Origin of the sequence: Streptodolium elevatio (assembly GCF_040649515.1) — a bacterium.
In the GTDB taxonomy this organism is placed as follows: domain Bacteria; phylum Actinomycetota; class Actinomycetes; order Streptomycetales; family Streptomycetaceae; genus Yinghuangia; species Yinghuangia elevatio.
Window position 1 is genome coordinate 1 of the sequence record NZ_JBEZFP010000187.1, and the last position, 15,749, is coordinate 15,749.

Annotated in this window: 13 protein-coding genes and 1 pseudogene; 6 read left to right on the top strand and 8 right to left on the bottom strand. The window is 72.0% G+C overall.

Features of this window, described 5'->3' with window-relative positions; all coding sequences use genetic code 11:
* The first annotated feature begins 91 nt into the window (after positions 1–91).
* A complete protein-coding gene (locus AB0C36_RS39690; RefSeq protein ID WP_358363808.1) occupies positions 92–766 on the top strand; it encodes a class F sortase in 675 nt (224 codons plus the stop codon).
* Between the two features lie 129 nt (positions 767–895).
* A pseudogene (locus tag AB0C36_RS39695) lies at positions 896–1,165 on the top strand (helix-turn-helix domain-containing protein); the annotation flags it as partial.
* 160 nt (positions 1,166–1,325) lie between these two features.
* Here AB0C36_RS39695 and AB0C36_RS39700 read toward each other — a convergent pair.
* The gene (locus AB0C36_RS39700) at positions 1,326–1,718 is read right to left on the bottom strand and encodes a hypothetical protein (protein WP_358363809.1); all 393 of its coding nucleotides are present in this window, start codon (positions 1,716–1,718) and stop codon (positions 1,326–1,328) included.
* 32 nt (positions 1,719–1,750) lie between these two features.
* On the bottom strand, positions 1,751–2,341 hold the full coding sequence (locus AB0C36_RS39705; protein WP_358363811.1) for a TetR/AcrR family transcriptional regulator: 591 nt from the start codon (positions 2,339–2,341) through the stop codon (positions 1,751–1,753).
* A gap of 104 nt (positions 2,342–2,445) precedes the next feature.
* Between AB0C36_RS39705 and AB0C36_RS39710 the strand changes: the two genes are divergently transcribed.
* Positions 2,446–3,459, top strand: coding sequence for a saccharopine dehydrogenase family protein (locus AB0C36_RS39710; RefSeq protein ID WP_358363813.1), 1,014 nt, complete (start codon positions 2,446–2,448; stop codon positions 3,457–3,459).
* Positions 3,460–3,486: 27 nt separating this feature from the next.
* On the opposite strand, the gene AB0C36_RS39715 is transcribed toward AB0C36_RS39710, so the two are convergent.
* Together AB0C36_RS39715 and AB0C36_RS39720 are read right to left on the bottom strand one after the other, a co-directional pair.
* Positions 3,487–6,225, bottom strand: a complete 2,739-nt coding sequence (locus AB0C36_RS39715; RefSeq protein WP_358363815.1) for a VWD domain-containing protein — start codon at positions 6,223–6,225, stop codon at positions 3,487–3,489.
* Positions 6,226–6,544: 319 nt separating this feature from the next.
* Entirely contained in the window at positions 6,545–6,949 is a 405-nt protein-coding gene (locus AB0C36_RS39720; RefSeq protein ID WP_358363817.1) for a nuclear transport factor 2 family protein, read from the bottom strand.
* 232 nt (positions 6,950–7,181) lie between these two features.
* On the opposite strand from AB0C36_RS39720, the gene AB0C36_RS39725 reads away from it, so the two are divergent.
* Positions 7,182–7,805 (top strand): cytochrome c oxidase subunit II, encoded by a 624-nt coding sequence (locus AB0C36_RS39725; protein WP_358363818.1) that lies wholly within the window; start codon positions 7,182–7,184, stop codon positions 7,803–7,805.
* A gap of 99 nt (positions 7,806–7,904) precedes the next feature.
* Here AB0C36_RS39725 and AB0C36_RS39730 read toward each other — a convergent pair whose 3' ends face one another.
* Positions 7,905–9,545 carry a hypothetical protein gene (locus AB0C36_RS39730; RefSeq protein WP_358363820.1) on the bottom strand — a complete coding sequence of 547 codons (1,641 nt, stop codon included), beginning with the start codon at positions 9,543–9,545 and terminating at the stop codon, positions 7,905–7,907.
* Positions 9,546–9,682: 137 nt separating this feature from the next.
* On the opposite strand from AB0C36_RS39730, the gene AB0C36_RS39735 reads away from it, so the two are divergent.
* Positions 9,683–12,406, top strand: a complete 2,724-nt coding sequence (locus AB0C36_RS39735; RefSeq protein ID WP_358363822.1) for an ATP-binding protein — start codon at positions 9,683–9,685, stop codon at positions 12,404–12,406.
* Between the two features lie 101 nt (positions 12,407–12,507).
* Positions 12,508–13,257: an SDR family NAD(P)-dependent oxidoreductase gene (locus AB0C36_RS39740; protein WP_358363823.1), complete on the top strand. Its 750-nt coding sequence runs from the start codon at positions 12,508–12,510 to the stop codon at positions 13,255–13,257.
* An 87-nt stretch (positions 13,258–13,344) separates the two neighbouring features.
* On the opposite strand, the gene AB0C36_RS39745 is transcribed toward AB0C36_RS39740, so the two are convergent.
* From AB0C36_RS39745 to AB0C36_RS39755, 3 genes are all read right to left on the bottom strand, one after another.
* Entirely contained in the window at positions 13,345–14,106 is a 762-nt protein-coding gene (locus AB0C36_RS39745; RefSeq protein ID WP_358363824.1) for an SDR family NAD(P)-dependent oxidoreductase, read from the bottom strand.
* 73 nt (positions 14,107–14,179) lie between these two features.
* Positions 14,180–15,004: an SDR family NAD(P)-dependent oxidoreductase gene (locus AB0C36_RS39750; protein ID WP_358363825.1), complete on the bottom strand. Its 825-nt coding sequence runs from the start codon at positions 15,002–15,004 to the stop codon at positions 14,180–14,182.
* 66 nt (positions 15,005–15,070) lie between these two features.
* A complete protein-coding gene (locus AB0C36_RS39755; RefSeq protein WP_358363827.1) occupies positions 15,071–15,553 on the bottom strand; it encodes a nuclear transport factor 2 family protein in 483 nt (160 codons plus the stop codon).
* Positions 15,554–15,749 lie beyond the last annotated feature (196 nt).

Here is a 15,749-nt window from a genome sequence, read left to right on the forward strand (position 1 = left end):
GTCCGACCATCGGGCGGCCTCCCGGTACTCGGCCGACCGCGGCCGTAGCCCCGCACACCCGCGCCCCGCACGGCAGCGTGGCATGCGGCCGGTGCGTCTCACCCGTCGCGGACGGCTGCTGCGCGCCGCCTGCGTCCTGATCGCGTTCGTCTCGGGCATCGTCCTGGCCGTCGACGGCTTCACGCCGAGCGGCGGCCCACCGCAACCGGCGGGCGCGGCACGGCCGGACGCGAAGGATTCGGTGGCCTCCGCCACGGCGCACCCCGCCGATGCGGCGGCCGATCCGACACCGCGCCCAATCCCGCCGCTCCCGGCCTCACCGCCGACCCGCATCGTCGTGCCGTACGTGCGCATCGACGCGCCGGTCGGCCTGACCGGCCTGAACCCCGACGGCAGCGTGGCCGCCCCCAACGTCGACGACCGCAACCTCGCCGCCTGGTACGAAGGTTCGCCGGCGCCGGGGGCCGAAGGCACATCGGTGGTCGTCGGACACGTGGACGTCAAGACCGGCCCGGCGGTCTTCTACAAGGCCGGCAGCCTGCGCAAGGGCGACACGATCCGCGTGCTGCGTGCGGACGGCGTGATGGCGGTCTTCACCATCTACGGCATCCAGGTCTTCGCCAAGCGGAGCTTCCCCGTCGAACGCGTGTACGGCGGGACCGGTCACCCCGAACTGCGGATCATCACCTGCGGTGGAACCTTCGACAGCAAACGCGGCTACAGCGGCAACGTCGTGGTCTTCGCCCGCCTGACAGCCCGCATGTGAACCGCCCCAGCCCCGAACTCAACGCGGAGATCAACCGCCGTCACCCGTCGAGCGCCCCGGTGCCACCCGGGCCGACCACAACAGCGCCGCGATCGCGGCCACAATCCCCACCGCGGCCGTGTCGGTGAGGCCGTGGCCCAACTCTGGGCGAGCGGTACGCCCACCGCTCGCGCGGTTCCTGTCCCCGGCCCCGGCGCCGGCGCCACGCTGACCCCGCAGGAGCGCGAGATCGCCGCGCTCGCCGCCGCGGGCCTGACGAACAAGCAGATCGGCGAGAGGCTGTACCTCTCGCCGCGTACGGTGAGCACCCACCTTTACCACCTCTTCCCCAAGCTCGGCATCAGCTCCCGAGCGGCACTACGGGACGCCCTCGGCGACCTTCCGCCCACGAGCGCCTGAGCGCCCGGCGGCCGTCAGGCGGGTGAGCGTCAGGCGGGGTCAGCATCAGGCTGGGTGGGCGCGGCAGGCCGGGTGAACGTCATACGGCAGGCGTCGTGCGGCGAGCCTCAGGCCGCCTTCGTGCCGTCGGACGCCGCCGGGCGGTTGATGTCGGGGCTGCTCAGGATGTGCTCCCCCGCTCCGCCCGACCGGCCACCGCGAGCATCGCCGGGCCGATGCTCTCCGTACTGGTGACCTTGTTCGGCGCGAGGCGGCGGATCAGCGGATACAGGCGCGCGAAGACGGGATACAGCCGCCGGTTAGGCGGCGTCTGGGATTCCTCGCCGTTGGACACCAGGATGAAGCCGGGCCGGAACATGTAGCCGTGGAAGGGAATCACGAGCAGCGCGATCTCGGTGCGGCCCTTGACGCGGGCCCACATCCGCCGGCCGCGCTCGGTGCTGTCGGTGCCTTCGCCGGAGACGTGCGTCGCGGGGGTCTCCTGGGGTGGGATCGGGCAGCCGACGGTCGGCGTCACGCGGAGCGTCGCCGCCCGGCCTGACGATCGTCGCATGCCGCCGGTTCCCGAGAGGCTCGACGCGCGGCCTAGCTGACGGTCCCGGTCTTGAGGCCGCCCACGATCAGGCCGACCAGCGCGGTGACCACGTCGTCCACGGAGGCCCGCCCGCGGTTCAGTTCGGCGGCGAGTGCATCGGCCGCACCCAGCACGCCGGCACAGCACAGCCGCAACGCGTCGGGCTCGAGGTGCGCGTACGGCCGCAGCGCGGCGGCCATCAGGTCCACGTAGGTGTCGGTCATCTCCAGTCCGCCCGCCTCCATGTCCGGATTGCCCTTGAGCGCCGCGGAAACGGCGTTGAGCTCCGGCATGTCGGTGGCGCAGGCGAAGTACGCGGCGCTGATGACGCGGGCGACCTCCTCGACACCGGGCGCGGCGTCTTGCAGCGCCCGGGTGACCGAGGCCCGGTGGCGTTCGTCGAGGCGCCGGTAAAGCGCGAGCAGCAGTCCCGGGCGGGTGCCGAAGTGGTCGTACACGATCGGCCTGCTGACGCCCGCGGCCTCGGCGAGGGTCACCAGCGTGAGCCCGTCGGCTCCCTGGGTGCGCACGATCGCCACCGCGGTGTCGAGCAACTGCTCCCGTCTGGCCGATTTGGACAGGCGGGTCGGTGTGGTCGCCATGGCCCTCCCTTGTTGTCGCTTCCCGGCCTTGCTGTCGTACTCCAGGCTATGTTACAAAACGTAGGTTACAAAATGTAGGTTAGTGCTCGCGAAGGAGACCCACCATGGGACAGCTCAATTCGGTTCTGATCCTGGGAGGTTCGGGGCAGGCGGGGGCGGGCGCCGCCGCCGTGCTGCGCCGATGGCACCCGGAACTGCCGCTGACGATCGCGGGCCGGGACCTCGGCCGCGCGCAGCGGGTCGCGGACGAACTCGGCGCGGCCACCGCCGCGACCGTCGACCTGCGGCGCGCGGACCTCGGCCTCCCGGCCGACGCGGAACACACGGCGGTTGTCGCCGCACTGTGGGACCACCAGTTGCGGGGGCTGCGGTACGCGCAGGAGCGCGGGCTGCCGTACCTGAGCATCTCCAGCGGCCTGGTGGACATCGCACCGGAGATCGTCGCGAGTGCTCAACGGCCCAGCGCCTCAGCGGTCTTGGTGGCGAGCCACTTCTGCGCGGGCATCGGTGTTCTGGCGACGCTGCACGCCACCAGGGAGTTCGAGCGGATCGACACGGTCCGGATCGGCGCGGTCCTGGACGAACTGGATGCCGGCGGTCCCGCGGGGCTGGCGGACCTGGCGCGTTGGGCCACCGCCACCTCGGCCGGACTGGTACGCCGTGACGGCGTGTTCACCTGGGTCGCCGAGCCCGACGCACGGACGGATGTGCCGAGTAGCGACGGGGTCCGCGTACCCGGCCAGAGCATCGCCATCCTCGACGTGCCCAGCATTGCCCTCGCCACGGGAGCGCCGAACGTCCGCTTCGACTTCGCCGTCGGCGAGTCCGCGGGCCGGCGCCGCGGCGGCCCCGCCTCCGTCGAGCTGCGGATCGACGTCGAGGGAACCGGCCCAGGAGGGGAACCGCGCAGCTTGCACCGCTACCTCGTCCATCCGGAAGGGCAGCGACCGCTGACCGCGCTGGGCATCGCCCTCGGTGTCGAGCGGCTGCTCGGGCTGCGTGGCGAGGCCGTACCGCCGGGCGTCCACACCCCCGAGGCACTGCTCGACGCGTCTTACGCGGCCGAGCGCCTGGCGGAAATCGGCGCCCAGTTCGTCGGCGCACCCGGCGGCACCTGAACACGCTGGGCGCCCGGCGGTGCGGGATCAGGCTGTGCCGCCGATGAGGAACGCGTACCCGAGGGCGGCCGCCGGATCAGTGGTGCTCAGGCGGATGGTGTAGGTCTCCTGCTCGATGTCGATCTCGGTGTTCGGGACTTCGCAGATCGAGGCGGCGTCGAGGAGCGGCGTGTCGTCGCTCTCGTCGAAGACCGCGAAGCGCACCCGGCAGTCGGCGGAGGGTTCGGCCGCGAACATCATCTTCTTGAAGCCCTCCACCGAGAAGCGGATGGTCGCGGTGGGCAGGGCCGCGGTGAGTGTCCCGTCGCAACGGGCGACCCACGTCGTGGCCGTGGCGCAAGTGGCGTCCCCGGAGAAGGGGCCCAGGCGCGCGGTGGTTTCGGGCGGCTCGACCGGCTCCGGCTCCGGCATGCCGGTGTCGGGTGTCTCGGCAAGGAACTGCTGCTGGTCCGCGGCGGCTTCGGCGAACTCGGCGCGGCCGGTGAGCGCGACGTCGAGGGTGCACCCGGACAGGGTCTCAGGCGCCACGACGCCCGCTGCGAGGCATTGGTCGCGGGCCGCGTCGTGGTTGGGCACGGTGGCCGCGTCGGTCGGGCGGCGCGGGAACGAGCGGTCTGTGAACGTCGCGGTCGACTGGCCGGGCCCGTACTCGAAGAGCGACTGCCCCTGCTGGATCCGCCAGTGGTCGGCGTACGTCTGGTACAGGTCGTCGAACGGCAGTGGTGCGTACGCCGACGATGCCTTCAGCACCCGCCCTCCGCCCATGTCGAGGTCGTTTGCCCTGCTTCCGTCGGCGTTGCCGAGCAGGCCCTGCATCCGGCCTTTGCGGGCTTCGGCGAGGGCCATGTGGACCTGGAATCCGTAGCCGCCGATCGATTCGGCTCGGAGCGATGTCTCGTCCGGCCAGAGCACCGTGTACTGCTCGTGGTCGCCGCCACCGGTGCGGGTGAGCGTCCCTCCACCGGGCAGCGGGGCCGGCTGCGCGCCGGGCGTGACCGGCCGGCCGTCGACGCGGACCGTGACGGCGCCGGGGAACCGGTCGAGGGTGAGGCTGACCCGATGGCCCGCGACCTGGGCGGCGACCGCCGAGTTGGCGGTCACGTCGGGCCAGCCCGGGAAGGGCAGTTGCCGGACCTGGACGCGCAAGTCGTCGTCCTGCGACGCCGCGAGGGTGAACTCCCCGGCCGCCTGGAAGTCGTAGTGCCGCCGGTCGAAGGTGACCAGGTGCGGATCGCCGGTGCTGCCACCGCGCGGGCCCTGAGCGCCGGAGCCGCCGCCTCCCGGCGGCCGCGGGGGCTGCGGGGGCTGCGGCGTGGTCTTGGGCCTGCCGCAGAAGTCGGCGAGTGTCTGGCCGGTGATCCGCACCGCCGCCGCGTACTCGCCGCCGCTCACCGCGACGACACCGCGCCCCCGATTGATCCGTTCGAACGAAGTACCCTCACCCGGCGTGTCCTTCGGGCACTCGCAAGCCGAGCCGAGTGTGCAGAAGATGGTGCCCATATGCGCGCTGAGCACGTAGTCGCCGATGGTGCCGGGGCCGAAGCGTCCGAACACCTGTGCGCCGCCTCCGTGCGAGAGTCTCAGCACTTCGGCGGTGATGTTCAGCGCCGTCTGGTTCGGGTCGAAGGCGGGGCTGACGAAAGGCACCGGTTGCCCCGAACTCGCGACCTCCACAGTGTTCTTGAGGGTGACCCTGTCGCCGGTCACGCCGATGCCGACGATGTCCCAGGCGGGGTCGCGGGCGATCTCACGGGTGTAGCTCGCGGGCCAGCCCTCCAGAACCAGTTGGCGTTTAGCGCCCAGGGCCGCGGCGAAAGCGGCCTCGTTCCGGGCCACGCCGTTCTTGGCCGAGGCCACGACAGCCGCCCGGCCCGTCGTCCACACGTCCACACCGCGGAAGTCCAGCTCCCACCAGAAGCCGAGGCCCTCGTACGAGTGCTCGGTCAGGAGCCGCTTCTGCCGCGTGAGGTACGCCGTCCACTTGCCGGGGGCGCTGCGCGAGGCGAAGTGGCCGGACAGTTTGCCCGCCATCCAGTCGGCAAGCCCCTCGGCCACCCACGGGGGCTGGGCGCCGTAGTCGGCGAGGTTCCCGAGGATGATGCCCTCGGCGCAGTGGGCCAGTTCGTGGATCATCAGCTCGTCGCGCGTCGCGTCGTCCCGGTCCGGGGCGTTGTACGGCGCGTAGAAATTGATGCGGCAGTACGGGCCGCGTTCGTCGACCGTGCCCGTGCTGCTGGCCGCGGCGTTCGCCGGCGGCGGCGGTTGCCCCTCCTCGACCGGTGCCGGCGTGGAGAACTGGCAGGTCAGGAACGTCACCTGGCCGGGGACCCCGATCTTCGCGGCCAGCTTGGGCCACCAAGCGCGCAGCCGCGCCGTCACGGCGGGGGCGTCGGTGACCGCGGCAGCCGGGCAGGGCTGCCGGACCGTACGCAATGCGGTGGGCGTCGCCGACCCCGACGGGCGCCGGTCCGTTGCGGCGGCGGCACCACCCTCCCGCTGAGGCGGCCCGTCCCAGCCGGACAGCCGGCTGACCGCCTCGTGCTGTTCCTCGGTGAGCCCGTCCCAGTACTTCCAGACCCAGCGCAGCGCGGCCGAGCCCGAGGTGAGGTCCTCGCGGCTCCCGGACTGGACCTGGCCTCCCGGCACCGGCCCGAACACCGTCGCGAAGGCGGACATCGCCATGTCCTCGGACACCGAGCCGTCCGGCCCGAGCATCGCCATCACGTTGCTCCACGCCGTCGGCGGCGCGGGCTTGTCCTTGTCCATGCCGCCAGACGAGCAGGCGCCCAGCAACAGGGCGCTCGCGGCCACGAGTGCGACAGCGGAGGACCGTACACGCGAGCCTCTTCGAGGAGACGGCGACCCAAGCATGCCGTGCGTCTCCCCTTTCGGGGCACGGCCACTCCCCGGGGACACCCGTTCGGCCGAGGCGCGTTCCCCGACGGCCGGTCAGCCCAGACCTGCCGCATCCCCGACCCGACGCGCGGCGAGTCCTGCCGGGCCGCGCCGAACCCGCGGCAGATCACTGCCCGCGACTCGGCGCGACCGTCGGTTCCGCCGCGGGACGTCGCGGGATGTCGCGGGATCAGTTGTCGTTGTACGCCCTGGCGACGGCGTACGTGTCCTCGTAGAGGTGGTAGCGGGTGATCCGACCGTCCTCGACCGTGGTGTGCAGGGCGAACGCGGTGTCGATGTCGCGGCCGGTCTTCTTGACCTCGGAGACCATGCGTCCGAAGAGCACCACATGGTCGCCGTCGGCGATGACGTGGTGGAGGTCGAACTCCTTGGCCTGCACGTGGGTTTGCAGCAGCTCGAAGAAGGTCTTCATACCCGCCGCCGAGTCGACCTCCGGCACCCACGGGATGCCCGGAGGGTGCGGGATCGAGAACGACACCGAATCGGCGAACAACGCCGCCGCCTCCGCGCTTTCGCCCGCGGCAAGCAACGGGAACAAGCTCTGCACAACCTGCGCCGGTGACTGTGCTGTCATGGGCGTCGACGGTACACGCCGCTCGGCGCCGCGGTCCGCCTTCGGGAGTCGGATCTCGCCCGGCTCCCGAACGCGAGGTGGCCGGCCGCGTCGTCAGCCGCGGCCCCGCGAACACGCCCTCGTTCACTCGGCTGCTACGTTCGCCGCGTCTCGCGGAACGGATCGGACGGGGTGTCGAGTGGGCGGCCATCGTGAACGGGAGTGGGCGCGGCGGGTGCCGAAGGGCCGGCATGTGCCGGGACGGGCGTCGCGGGCGCGGTTGCGTACGGCAGCGGTCCTGGCGGCTCTGCCCCTGCTCCTGACCGCGTGCTCCGCCGGGGCCCACGGCTCAGGGGCCGGCAGCGTCCGGGACGCCGCACGCACCGGCGGCACGCCGTCCGGTGACACTGACCCGACAACGACGACCAAGCGCCCGGCGACCACGGAAGCGCCCGATCCGGCCTCCGCGCCGGTCAACGTCATCGAGGTGGTCGGCTCGCAGTGGCAGTGGGCGTTCACCTACAAAGAGGGTCCCGGCCGGCAGATCGGCGCGGTCCACGACGCCGCGGCGAGCGGAGACGTCCCCACGCTGTACCTGCCTCAGGGACAGCCGGTGCGGTTGGAGATGAAGTCCACCGACGTGATCCACTCGCTCTACATACCTGCCTTCCTGGTCAAGTTGGACCTCGTCCCCGGCCGGACGAACAAATTCGAGTTCACGCCGAACGTCGTGGGCGATTACGACGGCCACTGCGCGGAGTTGTGCGGTGCCGGCCATCACGAAATGCGCGTCGTGACAAAGGTCGTCACCCCAGAGGAGTACCGGCGACACCTCACCCAGTTGAAGGCCCAGGCCCGAACCGAAGCCGCGGCCTGACCAACTGCCGCACGCCACACCGTGACTGCGTGATGTCCGGCAGCCGGCAGAAGAGGTTGGCGACGCCGTTCGGCCCTGCGTCCGTGACCGGAGAGGGAACTACAGGAATAGGTACGCCGACAGCGCCGTCAGGGCTGCGAGGAGGAGGAGCCACAGGAGGCGGGGCGCGGGGGCGTGCCGGTCCCGTTCGGTGGGGCGCAGGTCCGGGTTGGCGTGCATGGTGGCGAGGACGGCTGCCACATGGGCCAGTTCGCTCTGCCCGGGGAGGAGCGCGCGTCGGCCCGAGGTGGTCGTGACCACCAACGTGCGGACGACGTAGGACACTTCGGCAACGTCCGACCACGCGACGGTACGGCGTCCCCAAGCGGCGGTCAGATGGATGCCGTCGGCGTCGCCGGCCACGGTGCCGGTTCGGGTGCGCCACACCACCGCCGCCTCCCGCGGGGCCATCTGGGCCGCGGTCACGTCCAGTTGGCGGGGGCGGTAGGGGGCGCGTGCGGCGGGCCGGATCAGCCGGATCCCGGTGGCGGCAATGCCGGTTCGGGTCCCGCCGTCCGCGGTCGGCACGGTCAGGGCCACGGCCGCGCGGGGGCGGGGCACTCCGTACAGGACCGCTTCGCACATGCGGTCGGACGCGCTCGGCGAGGGCACGTCGCAGACGAACAAAGGGGTGCGGCCGTACCGGTCGTCGGCCGGGTACACGATTGTGCGCCCCGGGCGGTGTTCGCGTACGAGAACAAGGCGCGCGGGCGCCGAGCCGTTTGCCGACCGAGCCGCGCGCGCCGGTGCCAGGAGTGCGCCGGCCAGGGTCACGAACACGGGTCCCGCCGCCAGGATGCCCCACCAGGTCGCCGCCGAGATGTCGGTCAGGCGCCACCCGTAGGTGAAACCGCGTTGGTTCAGTTCGCCGTCCTGCCGGTCCGTCTCGCCGGGCTGCGGCGGCACGGCCGTGATCGCGCTTTCCAGGACCGTGATCTGAACACGTTGTTCCGTCGCCTGGTTCTGTTGTCGGTACCAATCCTCCAACGCGGCAGGAGGTGGTTCCTGGTAAGGGTTCGGATCCACGTCCGGATCCACGTCCGGGTCCACGAACGCGCCGAAGCGTCCGTCCCGGCCGACGAGCGAGCTGTCGTGCGCCACCACTGCCGCGTCGGCACGATCCGGTCGGTCGGCGGCTCCGCCCGCGGCGGATACCCCTGCCGCCGTCAGGAGCACGCCGGCGAGTCCCGCCGTACGCAGGGACGCCTTCCGGTCCCAACGACCGGACGGGACGGCGGCGATGTCCAGCCCGTCGGCGGCAAAAAGCCGGCCGCGGCGCCGCGCCACGAGCAGCGCGGCGGTATGCGCCGCGAACCCCCACAGCAGCGCGCCGGCCAGAAGCCACCAGCGCCACGCGCCTTCGTCTGTCATCGGATCCGTGAGCGCGGCTGCGATCGCGAGCGCGGGTGCGCAGAGCGTCGCCATCCATGGGAGTCTGACGAGCGATACGACGTACACCACCATGAGTGCGAACATCACCGGCGCGGATGTGTCCGGCGCGCACGGGCCGCCGGCACCGCAGCTCTGCGGCACCGCGGTGGACAGCACGGTGAAGCCGACCGCGACCACCGCCGCCGCGGGCCACCACACGCGCAAGAACCAGTGGGGCCGGACCGCGGCCCAGGCGTCCGCGCCGGACGCCGTCCACGGCCGCACGCCGTCGGGTTTGCCCTCGTCGGGCAGAGCCAGGTGTTCGCGCACTGCCGAAGTATGCCGGTCGGTTGGCGTCCGCGCAGCCCCACCATCCCGATTGTGTACGGCTATTGACTGGACGTCAGCTTGCCGGGCAGCCGTCGGCAACCGGCGGCTGTCCGCCCCCGGCACTAGGCTCTGGTGCCATGTTGGTCGGCCGGGATGCGGAGCGGGACCACGTCGAGCGGATCCTGGGGCAGGCGTCCACCGGTCGCAGCGCGACGCTGGTCATCCGGGGCGAGGCGGGGATCGGCAAGTCGGCGCTGCTCGACCACGCCGTGGCCGCGGCGGACGGCATGCGGGTGCTGCGCGGCGTCGGCATCGAGTCCGAGGCGGAGTTGGCGTTCGGCGCCCTGCACCTGCTGCTGTATCCGTACCTGGATCGCCTCGACCTGCTGCCGGACCCGCAGGCGGCCGCGCTGCGCGGGGCGTTCGGGCTGAGCGACGACACGGCGAGCAACCCCTTCCTGATAGGCGCGGCGACGCTGACGCTGGTGGCCGAGTTGGCGGCGGAGAAGCCGTTGCTGTGCGTGGTCGACGACGCGCAGTGGCTGGACCGCGGTTCGTCGGACGCGCTGCTCTTCGCCGCCCGGCGGTTCCAGGCGGACCCGGTCGCGATGCTGTTCGGGGTCCGCGACACGCCCGTACCGTTCCCGACGGCCCGGATCGAGGAGTTGCGGCTGCCGGGCCTGTCGTCGGACGCCGCGGCCGGGCTGCTGGACCGCCACAGTCCCGGACTCACCGCCCCGATGCGCGCACGGGTCCTGGAGGAGGCCAACGGGAACCCGCTCGCGTTGCTCGAACTCGGCGCGGCACGTCTGGCCGCGCAGCGCGAAGGTCGCGCCGAACCCGCCCACCAGGTCAGCCCGTTGCCGGTCACGCAACGGGTGCAGGAGACCTTCCGCGCACAGATCGTCGGCCTGCCCCCGGCGTCCCGGTCGATCCTGCTGGTCGCCGCGGCCGACCGGTTCGCGGGGATGGACACGGTGCTGCGCGTCGCCCGTGCGGTCGGTGCGGACACGTCCGACCTGGAGGCGGCCGAGCACGCCGGTCTGATCAACGTGGCGGACGGGGAACTGGCGTTCCGGCACCCGCTGGTGCGGGCCGCGGCCTACCAGTGCGCCACCCACCACCAGCGGATCGCGGTCCATCGGGCCTTCGCCGGCGCACTCACCGAGCCGGACGTCCTCGACCGCCGGGCCTGGCACCTCGCGGCGGCGACCACCGAGCCGGACGAGGCGGTGGCCGCCGAGCTCGAACGGACCGCGCTGCGGGCGGAGCGGCGCGGCGGGGCCATGGCGGTGTCCGCGGCGTACGACCGCGCCGGCCGGCTGAGCGTGGACCCCGGGCTCAAGGCGCGGCGCATCGCCAAGGCCGCGGCCGCCGCGTACGACGCGGGCAAACCCGACCGCGCGGCGCGGCTGGCCGTCGAAGTCACCTCCCTCACCGCCGATCCGGGCCTGGTCGCGGAGGCGACGTTGCTGCGCGGCCAGATCGAGTACGAGCGGACGTCCCCCGAAGCGGATGCCGCGCTCGCGTCCGAGGCGGCGCGGTTGGTCGTGGACAGCGACCCCGAACGAGCGCTCGTCATGGTGACCGAGATGGTCTGCGCCGGTCGCGACGCGGGCGCGCTGCCGCTGATCGCCGAGGCCGGGCGGTTGTTGGGTGCGTTGCGGCTGCCGCCGGAATCCGCGCGGCGGGCGTCCGCCGACGCGCAGATCAGCTGGGGGGACATGCTGAGCGGCAGGCCGGAGAAGGCCGTCGGCCCGCTCCGCGCCATGCTCACGGTCGGTCTCGCGCCGGACGCGGAACTCATGCACCGGATCGTCGCCGGGTTCAGCGCTCTGATGCTGGCCGAGGACCGTACGGCCGTCGCCGTGATGGACCTGATGCTGGCCGAGGTGCGGGCCAGTGGCGCGTTGACCTGGATCCCGTACGCGCAGGAGATCGTCGCGGCGGCCCAGGCGCTGCGCGGTGACTTCCTCACGGCGCAGACCTGCCTGGCGGAAGCGGTGTCGCTCAGCGCCGAGTTCGGGATGGACATGGAGGTCGCGGTGTTGCGGGCGACGTCCGTGTGGCTGGCCGCGGTGACGGGCGACGAACCTCGATGCCGCGAACTGGCCGCCGAGGTGCTGCCGGTCGTCGCGGGCCGGCACGCGGTCGGTACCGCGTGGACGTACTGGGGCCTTGGTCTGCTCGACCTCGCCGCCGGACGGTACGGCGCCGCGTTCGACGCGCTGCACGCCGTGTGTGCCGGTCCGGCCAAGTACGACTTCCTCATTCGAGCGGTCCCGGATCTGGTGGAGGCGGCGGTCCGCGACGGCGGCCCCGACCGGGTCGCCGAGCCGTTCGCCGCGTTCGAACGGTGGGCCGGGCACGTGGCCGGCCCGGGCGCGACTGCGCTGCTCCGGCGCTGCCAGGCCGTCCTCGAGGACTCCGAGGAGCACTACCGGGCGGCGCTCGACCTGCACGCCGCGCACGGCGGCCGGTTCGACCAGGCCAGGACCCGGTTGCTGTACGGCGAATGGCTCCGCCGCAGACGACGCCGCGGCGAGGCCCGGACCGAACTGGACGCCGCCATGGCCGGGTTCAAGCGGCTGAGCGCGTCGCCGTGGGAAGCACGCGCGACGGGCGAACTCGCCGCGCTCGGGGAACGCCCGACCCTCCAACCGATCGCCGACGACCCGCTGAAGGACCTGACGCCGCAGGAGCTGCAAGTCGTTCGACTGGCGGCCACCGGGCTGAGCAACAAGGAGATCGGCGCGCAGCTGTACCTCAGCCCGCGGACGATCGGCCACCACCTGTACCGCGCCTATCCGAAGCTGGGCGTCACCCGACGGATGGAACTGGCGCAGCTCGGGCTCGGATGACTTAACCGGCCGTCCCACGAGTGGGTTTCGTGCCGGTCACGTGACCGATGTGAAGCGGTGTGCCCCGGCCGTAGCTTCTGCGGTGACGAAAGGAGCAACCGATGTTGCTGGAGAACAAGACCGCGGTGATCTACGGTGGCGGCGGTACGGTCGGCGGCGCGATGGCCGGTGCCTTCGCCGCCGAGGGTGCGCGGGTCTTCCTGGTGGGCCGGACGCCGGCGACCCTCGAAGCGGCCGCGGACCGGATCCGCGCCGCGGGCGGCCAGGCCGAGACAGCCGTGGTGGACGCGATGGACGCGTCCGCGGTGAACGACCACATCGACGCCGTCGCGGAGAAGGCCGGCAGCGTGGACATCTCGGTCAACGTCATCAGCCAGCAGGGCATCTTCCAGCCCCTGGCCGACATCTCGACGCCCGACTTCGTCGCGGCCATCGGCAATGCGCTGGCCACGCAGCTGATCACCACGAAGGCCGCGGCCCGGCACATGGTCGACCAGGAGTCCGGCGTACTGCTGTTCTTCGGCGGGTCGGACCCCGCGCACAGCATCCCCGGCCTCGGCAACGTACAGGTCGGCATGGACGCCATCGAGTCGCTGCGCAGGCAGTGGGCGGCCGAGCTGGCGCCGCACGGCGTCCGCACCGTCACCCTGCTGAGCGGCGGCATCATCGACAGTTTCCCGGACATCCCCGAGATGGAGGCGGCCAGGCAGGGCATCGTCAACGCCTCGCCGTTCAAGCGCGCCGCGACGACGGCCGACGTGGGCAGGGTCGCCGCGTTCGTCGCCTCGGAACAGGGCCGCAGCATCGCCTCGACCCAGGTCAACATCTCCTTCGGCGCCTGCTACGGCTGACGGCCGCACGCCGCGGTACGTCCCCTGTGGGGGTCGGCCTCCTGGCAAGGCAGACCCCCACAGCCGCCCACGCCTCGGCTGCCTGGCCTACGACGTGTACGAGCCGCCGTTCAGGTGCAGGGTCTGGCCGGTGATCCACGCCGCCTGGTCGGAGGCCAGGTACGCACAGAGCGCCCCGGCGTCGTCGGGGAGGCCGATGCGTCCGACCGGGATGCGCTTGGCGAGTTCGCGGGTGTGGTCGGCGACGCGGCCGCTGGCGGCCGGGTCGATCATGCCGAGGGCGATGGTGTTGGCCGTGATGCCGTCGGCCGCGGTCTCCATGGCCAGGTGCCGCATGAAGGCGATGGCGCCGCCTTTCGCGGCGGCGTACAACGAAACGCCGATGGCCTGTCCGACCACCCCGGATCCGGAGGCGATCGTGATGATGCGTCCGTGCCGACGGTCGGCCATGCCGTCGAGGACCGCCTTGGCGCAGTTCATCACGCCGAACAGGTTCACCTCGGTGAACCGCCGCCACTCGTGCGGCTCGGTCTCCCGGAAGGGCCGGGGGCGGAACGCTCCGGCGCCCGCGTTGCCGGCGTTGTTGACGAGGATGTCGACCGGCGCCGCGTCGTGAGCGAATGACCGCACGGCGTCCGCGACGGACTCGGGGTCGGTCACATCGAACACCAGCGCCCGCGCCTGGTGTCCCGCGTCGCGGATGTGCTTCACCGTGGCGTCCGCGCGGGCGGCGTCGAGGTCGTTCACCGCCACCAACGCGCCTTGAGCGGCCAGGAGTTCCGCTATTCCGGCGCCCACTCCTTGGCCGGCTCCGGTGACCAGGGCGGTCCTGCCGTGCAGGTCGAACATGTGCTTCTCCCGTTCGGGTTGTCGCGCTCGGCCCGGAGGGGTTGCGTTGCGCGCTCGGTCGAAGAATTCGCGGTCAGGACGGTGTGCCGTCGAGATTGCGGACGGTCAGGCCGAGTTCGGCGATGAGGTCGAGACTGATGTGGGTGTTGCCGGTGTGGTCGGCCGGGCAATCGCACAGCGCGAGGACGGCCTCGACCATGGCCTCCATGGGCTCGATCTGGTCGGGGCGGACGATGTCGCCGACCAGGTCGCGCGCGCCTTCGCTCATGACCGCGGCGCGCGGCTCGACGGTGTTGACGCGGACGCCGGTGCCGTGGAGTTCGGCGGCCAGGCCGTTGTTGACGCGGTTGAGCGCGGCCTTGGTGGCGCCGTACACGGTGGTTCCGGTCCCGGTGCCGCCGAGTTGGAAGGGCGGGCCGTCCCAGTGCCGGGCGGTGCCGCTGGACACGTTGACGATCCAGCCTTCGCCGCGCTCGGCCATCGCCGGGACGACCTGCTGGGCGAGGTGCAGGGGTGCGACGCAGTTCAGTTCGTACATCAGACGCATGCGCTTGGCCTGGTAGTCGGCGACGGTCCCGTACAACGCGACGGCCGCGTTGTTGACGAGGACGTCGATCGGGCCGCCGAGGCCCTGTTCGGCCTCGCGCACGACGCGTTCGCGGTCGCCCTCGTCGGCCAGATCGGCCTGGACGACGACGACACCGCCGCCGAACACCCGCAGCCGCTCCGCGGTGTCGACCAACGTGCCCGGCAAATAGGCGTCTTGCGCGTTGACGGTACGTGCCACGATGGCCACGTCGGCGCCCTCCGCCGCGACGCGGTGCGCGACGGCCGCGCCGATGCCCCGGCTGGCGCCGGTGACAAGCACCCGCTTGCCGTCAAGTCGCTGGCTGCCCATACGCGGACTCCTTGGTCGTGGGGCGGGGGTACGGCCTTCGCCGGGCGCCGAAGTGGCCGGCGCCGGTCACCAGTTCTTCTGGCGGTCCGCAACGAAGTCGACCTCGTGGAACGGGGCGGACTCGATGGAGTCCAGGACGACTTCCTTGCGCCGGACGAGGTAGCCCGCGTCGGTCCGCACTAGGGTGAAGTGCACGATGCCGCTGGACAGGGTGCTCGGCCGCCGGCCGGCGATCTGGGTCACGAACAGGTAGGACTCCAGGTCGATTTCGTCACCCCGCTCAGCGGTGACATGCACGTTGGCGGCGTTGTGCCGCAGCGGGTACGGGCTGTGCCTGCGGTGCTCGCGCGTCCAGGCCAGCACCGCTTCGGGGCCACGGGCGTCCGAACGGATGAACTCCTCGTGCGGGTGCTGCCCGGTCTCGGTACGGGAACTCGTGTGGCAGTCCTCGGCCAACAGCCCGGCCAGGACGTCCAGGTGGCCTTCGTCGTAGTTGAACCACCAGCGGTGGACGACCTGGTGGGCGGCGAGGTGGTCATGTGCGGGCATGCGTACGCTCCGTCGGGATTTCGTGGGGGCAGTTCTCATGGGGCTGTTCTTGTGGGGCAGTTCTTGTGAGGCAGTTCTTGTGGCGCCGGGTGTCTGGAGCCGAACTCCGCGACCGGGTCTGCGCCGGAGTGGTCCATGCTCTTCTTGACCTCGTCGAGGTCGGTGTAGACCTCGGCGTTCCAGTGCACCAGCAGCC

Bases quoted from the DNA above. Each gene is read 5' to 3' on its own strand.
- AB0C36_RS39735 (WP_358363822.1), top strand. From the start codon at position 9,683: ATGTTGGTCGGCCGGGATGCGGAGCGGGACCACGTCGAGCGGATCCTG.
- AB0C36_RS39745 (WP_358363824.1), bottom strand. From the start codon at position 14,106: ATGTTCGACCTGCACGGCAGGACCGCCCTGGTCACCGGAGCCGGCCAA.
- AB0C36_RS39700 (WP_358363809.1), bottom strand. From the start codon at position 1,718: ATGCGACGATCGTCAGGCCGGGCGGCGACGCTCCGCGTGACGCCGACC.
- AB0C36_RS39740 (WP_358363823.1), top strand. From the start codon at position 12,508: ATGTTGCTGGAGAACAAGACCGCGGTGATCTACGGTGGCGGCGGTACG.
- AB0C36_RS39705 (WP_358363811.1), bottom strand. From the start codon at position 2,341: ATGGCGACCACACCGACCCGCCTGTCCAAATCGGCCAGACGGGAGCAG.
- AB0C36_RS39715 (WP_358363815.1), bottom strand. From the start codon at position 6,225: ATGGACAAGGACAAGCCCGCGCCGCCGACGGCGTGGAGCAACGTGATG.
- AB0C36_RS39710 (WP_358363813.1), top strand. From the start codon at position 2,446: ATGGGACAGCTCAATTCGGTTCTGATCCTGGGAGGTTCGGGGCAGGCG.
- AB0C36_RS39720 (WP_358363817.1), bottom strand. From the start codon at position 6,949: ATGACAGCACAGTCACCGGCGCAGGTTGTGCAGAGCTTGTTCCCGTTG.
- AB0C36_RS39755 (WP_358363827.1), bottom strand. From the start codon at position 15,553: ATGCCCGCACATGACCACCTCGCCGCCCACCAGGTCGTCCACCGCTGG.
- AB0C36_RS39750 (WP_358363825.1), bottom strand. From the start codon at position 15,004: ATGGGCAGCCAGCGACTTGACGGCAAGCGGGTGCTTGTCACCGGCGCC.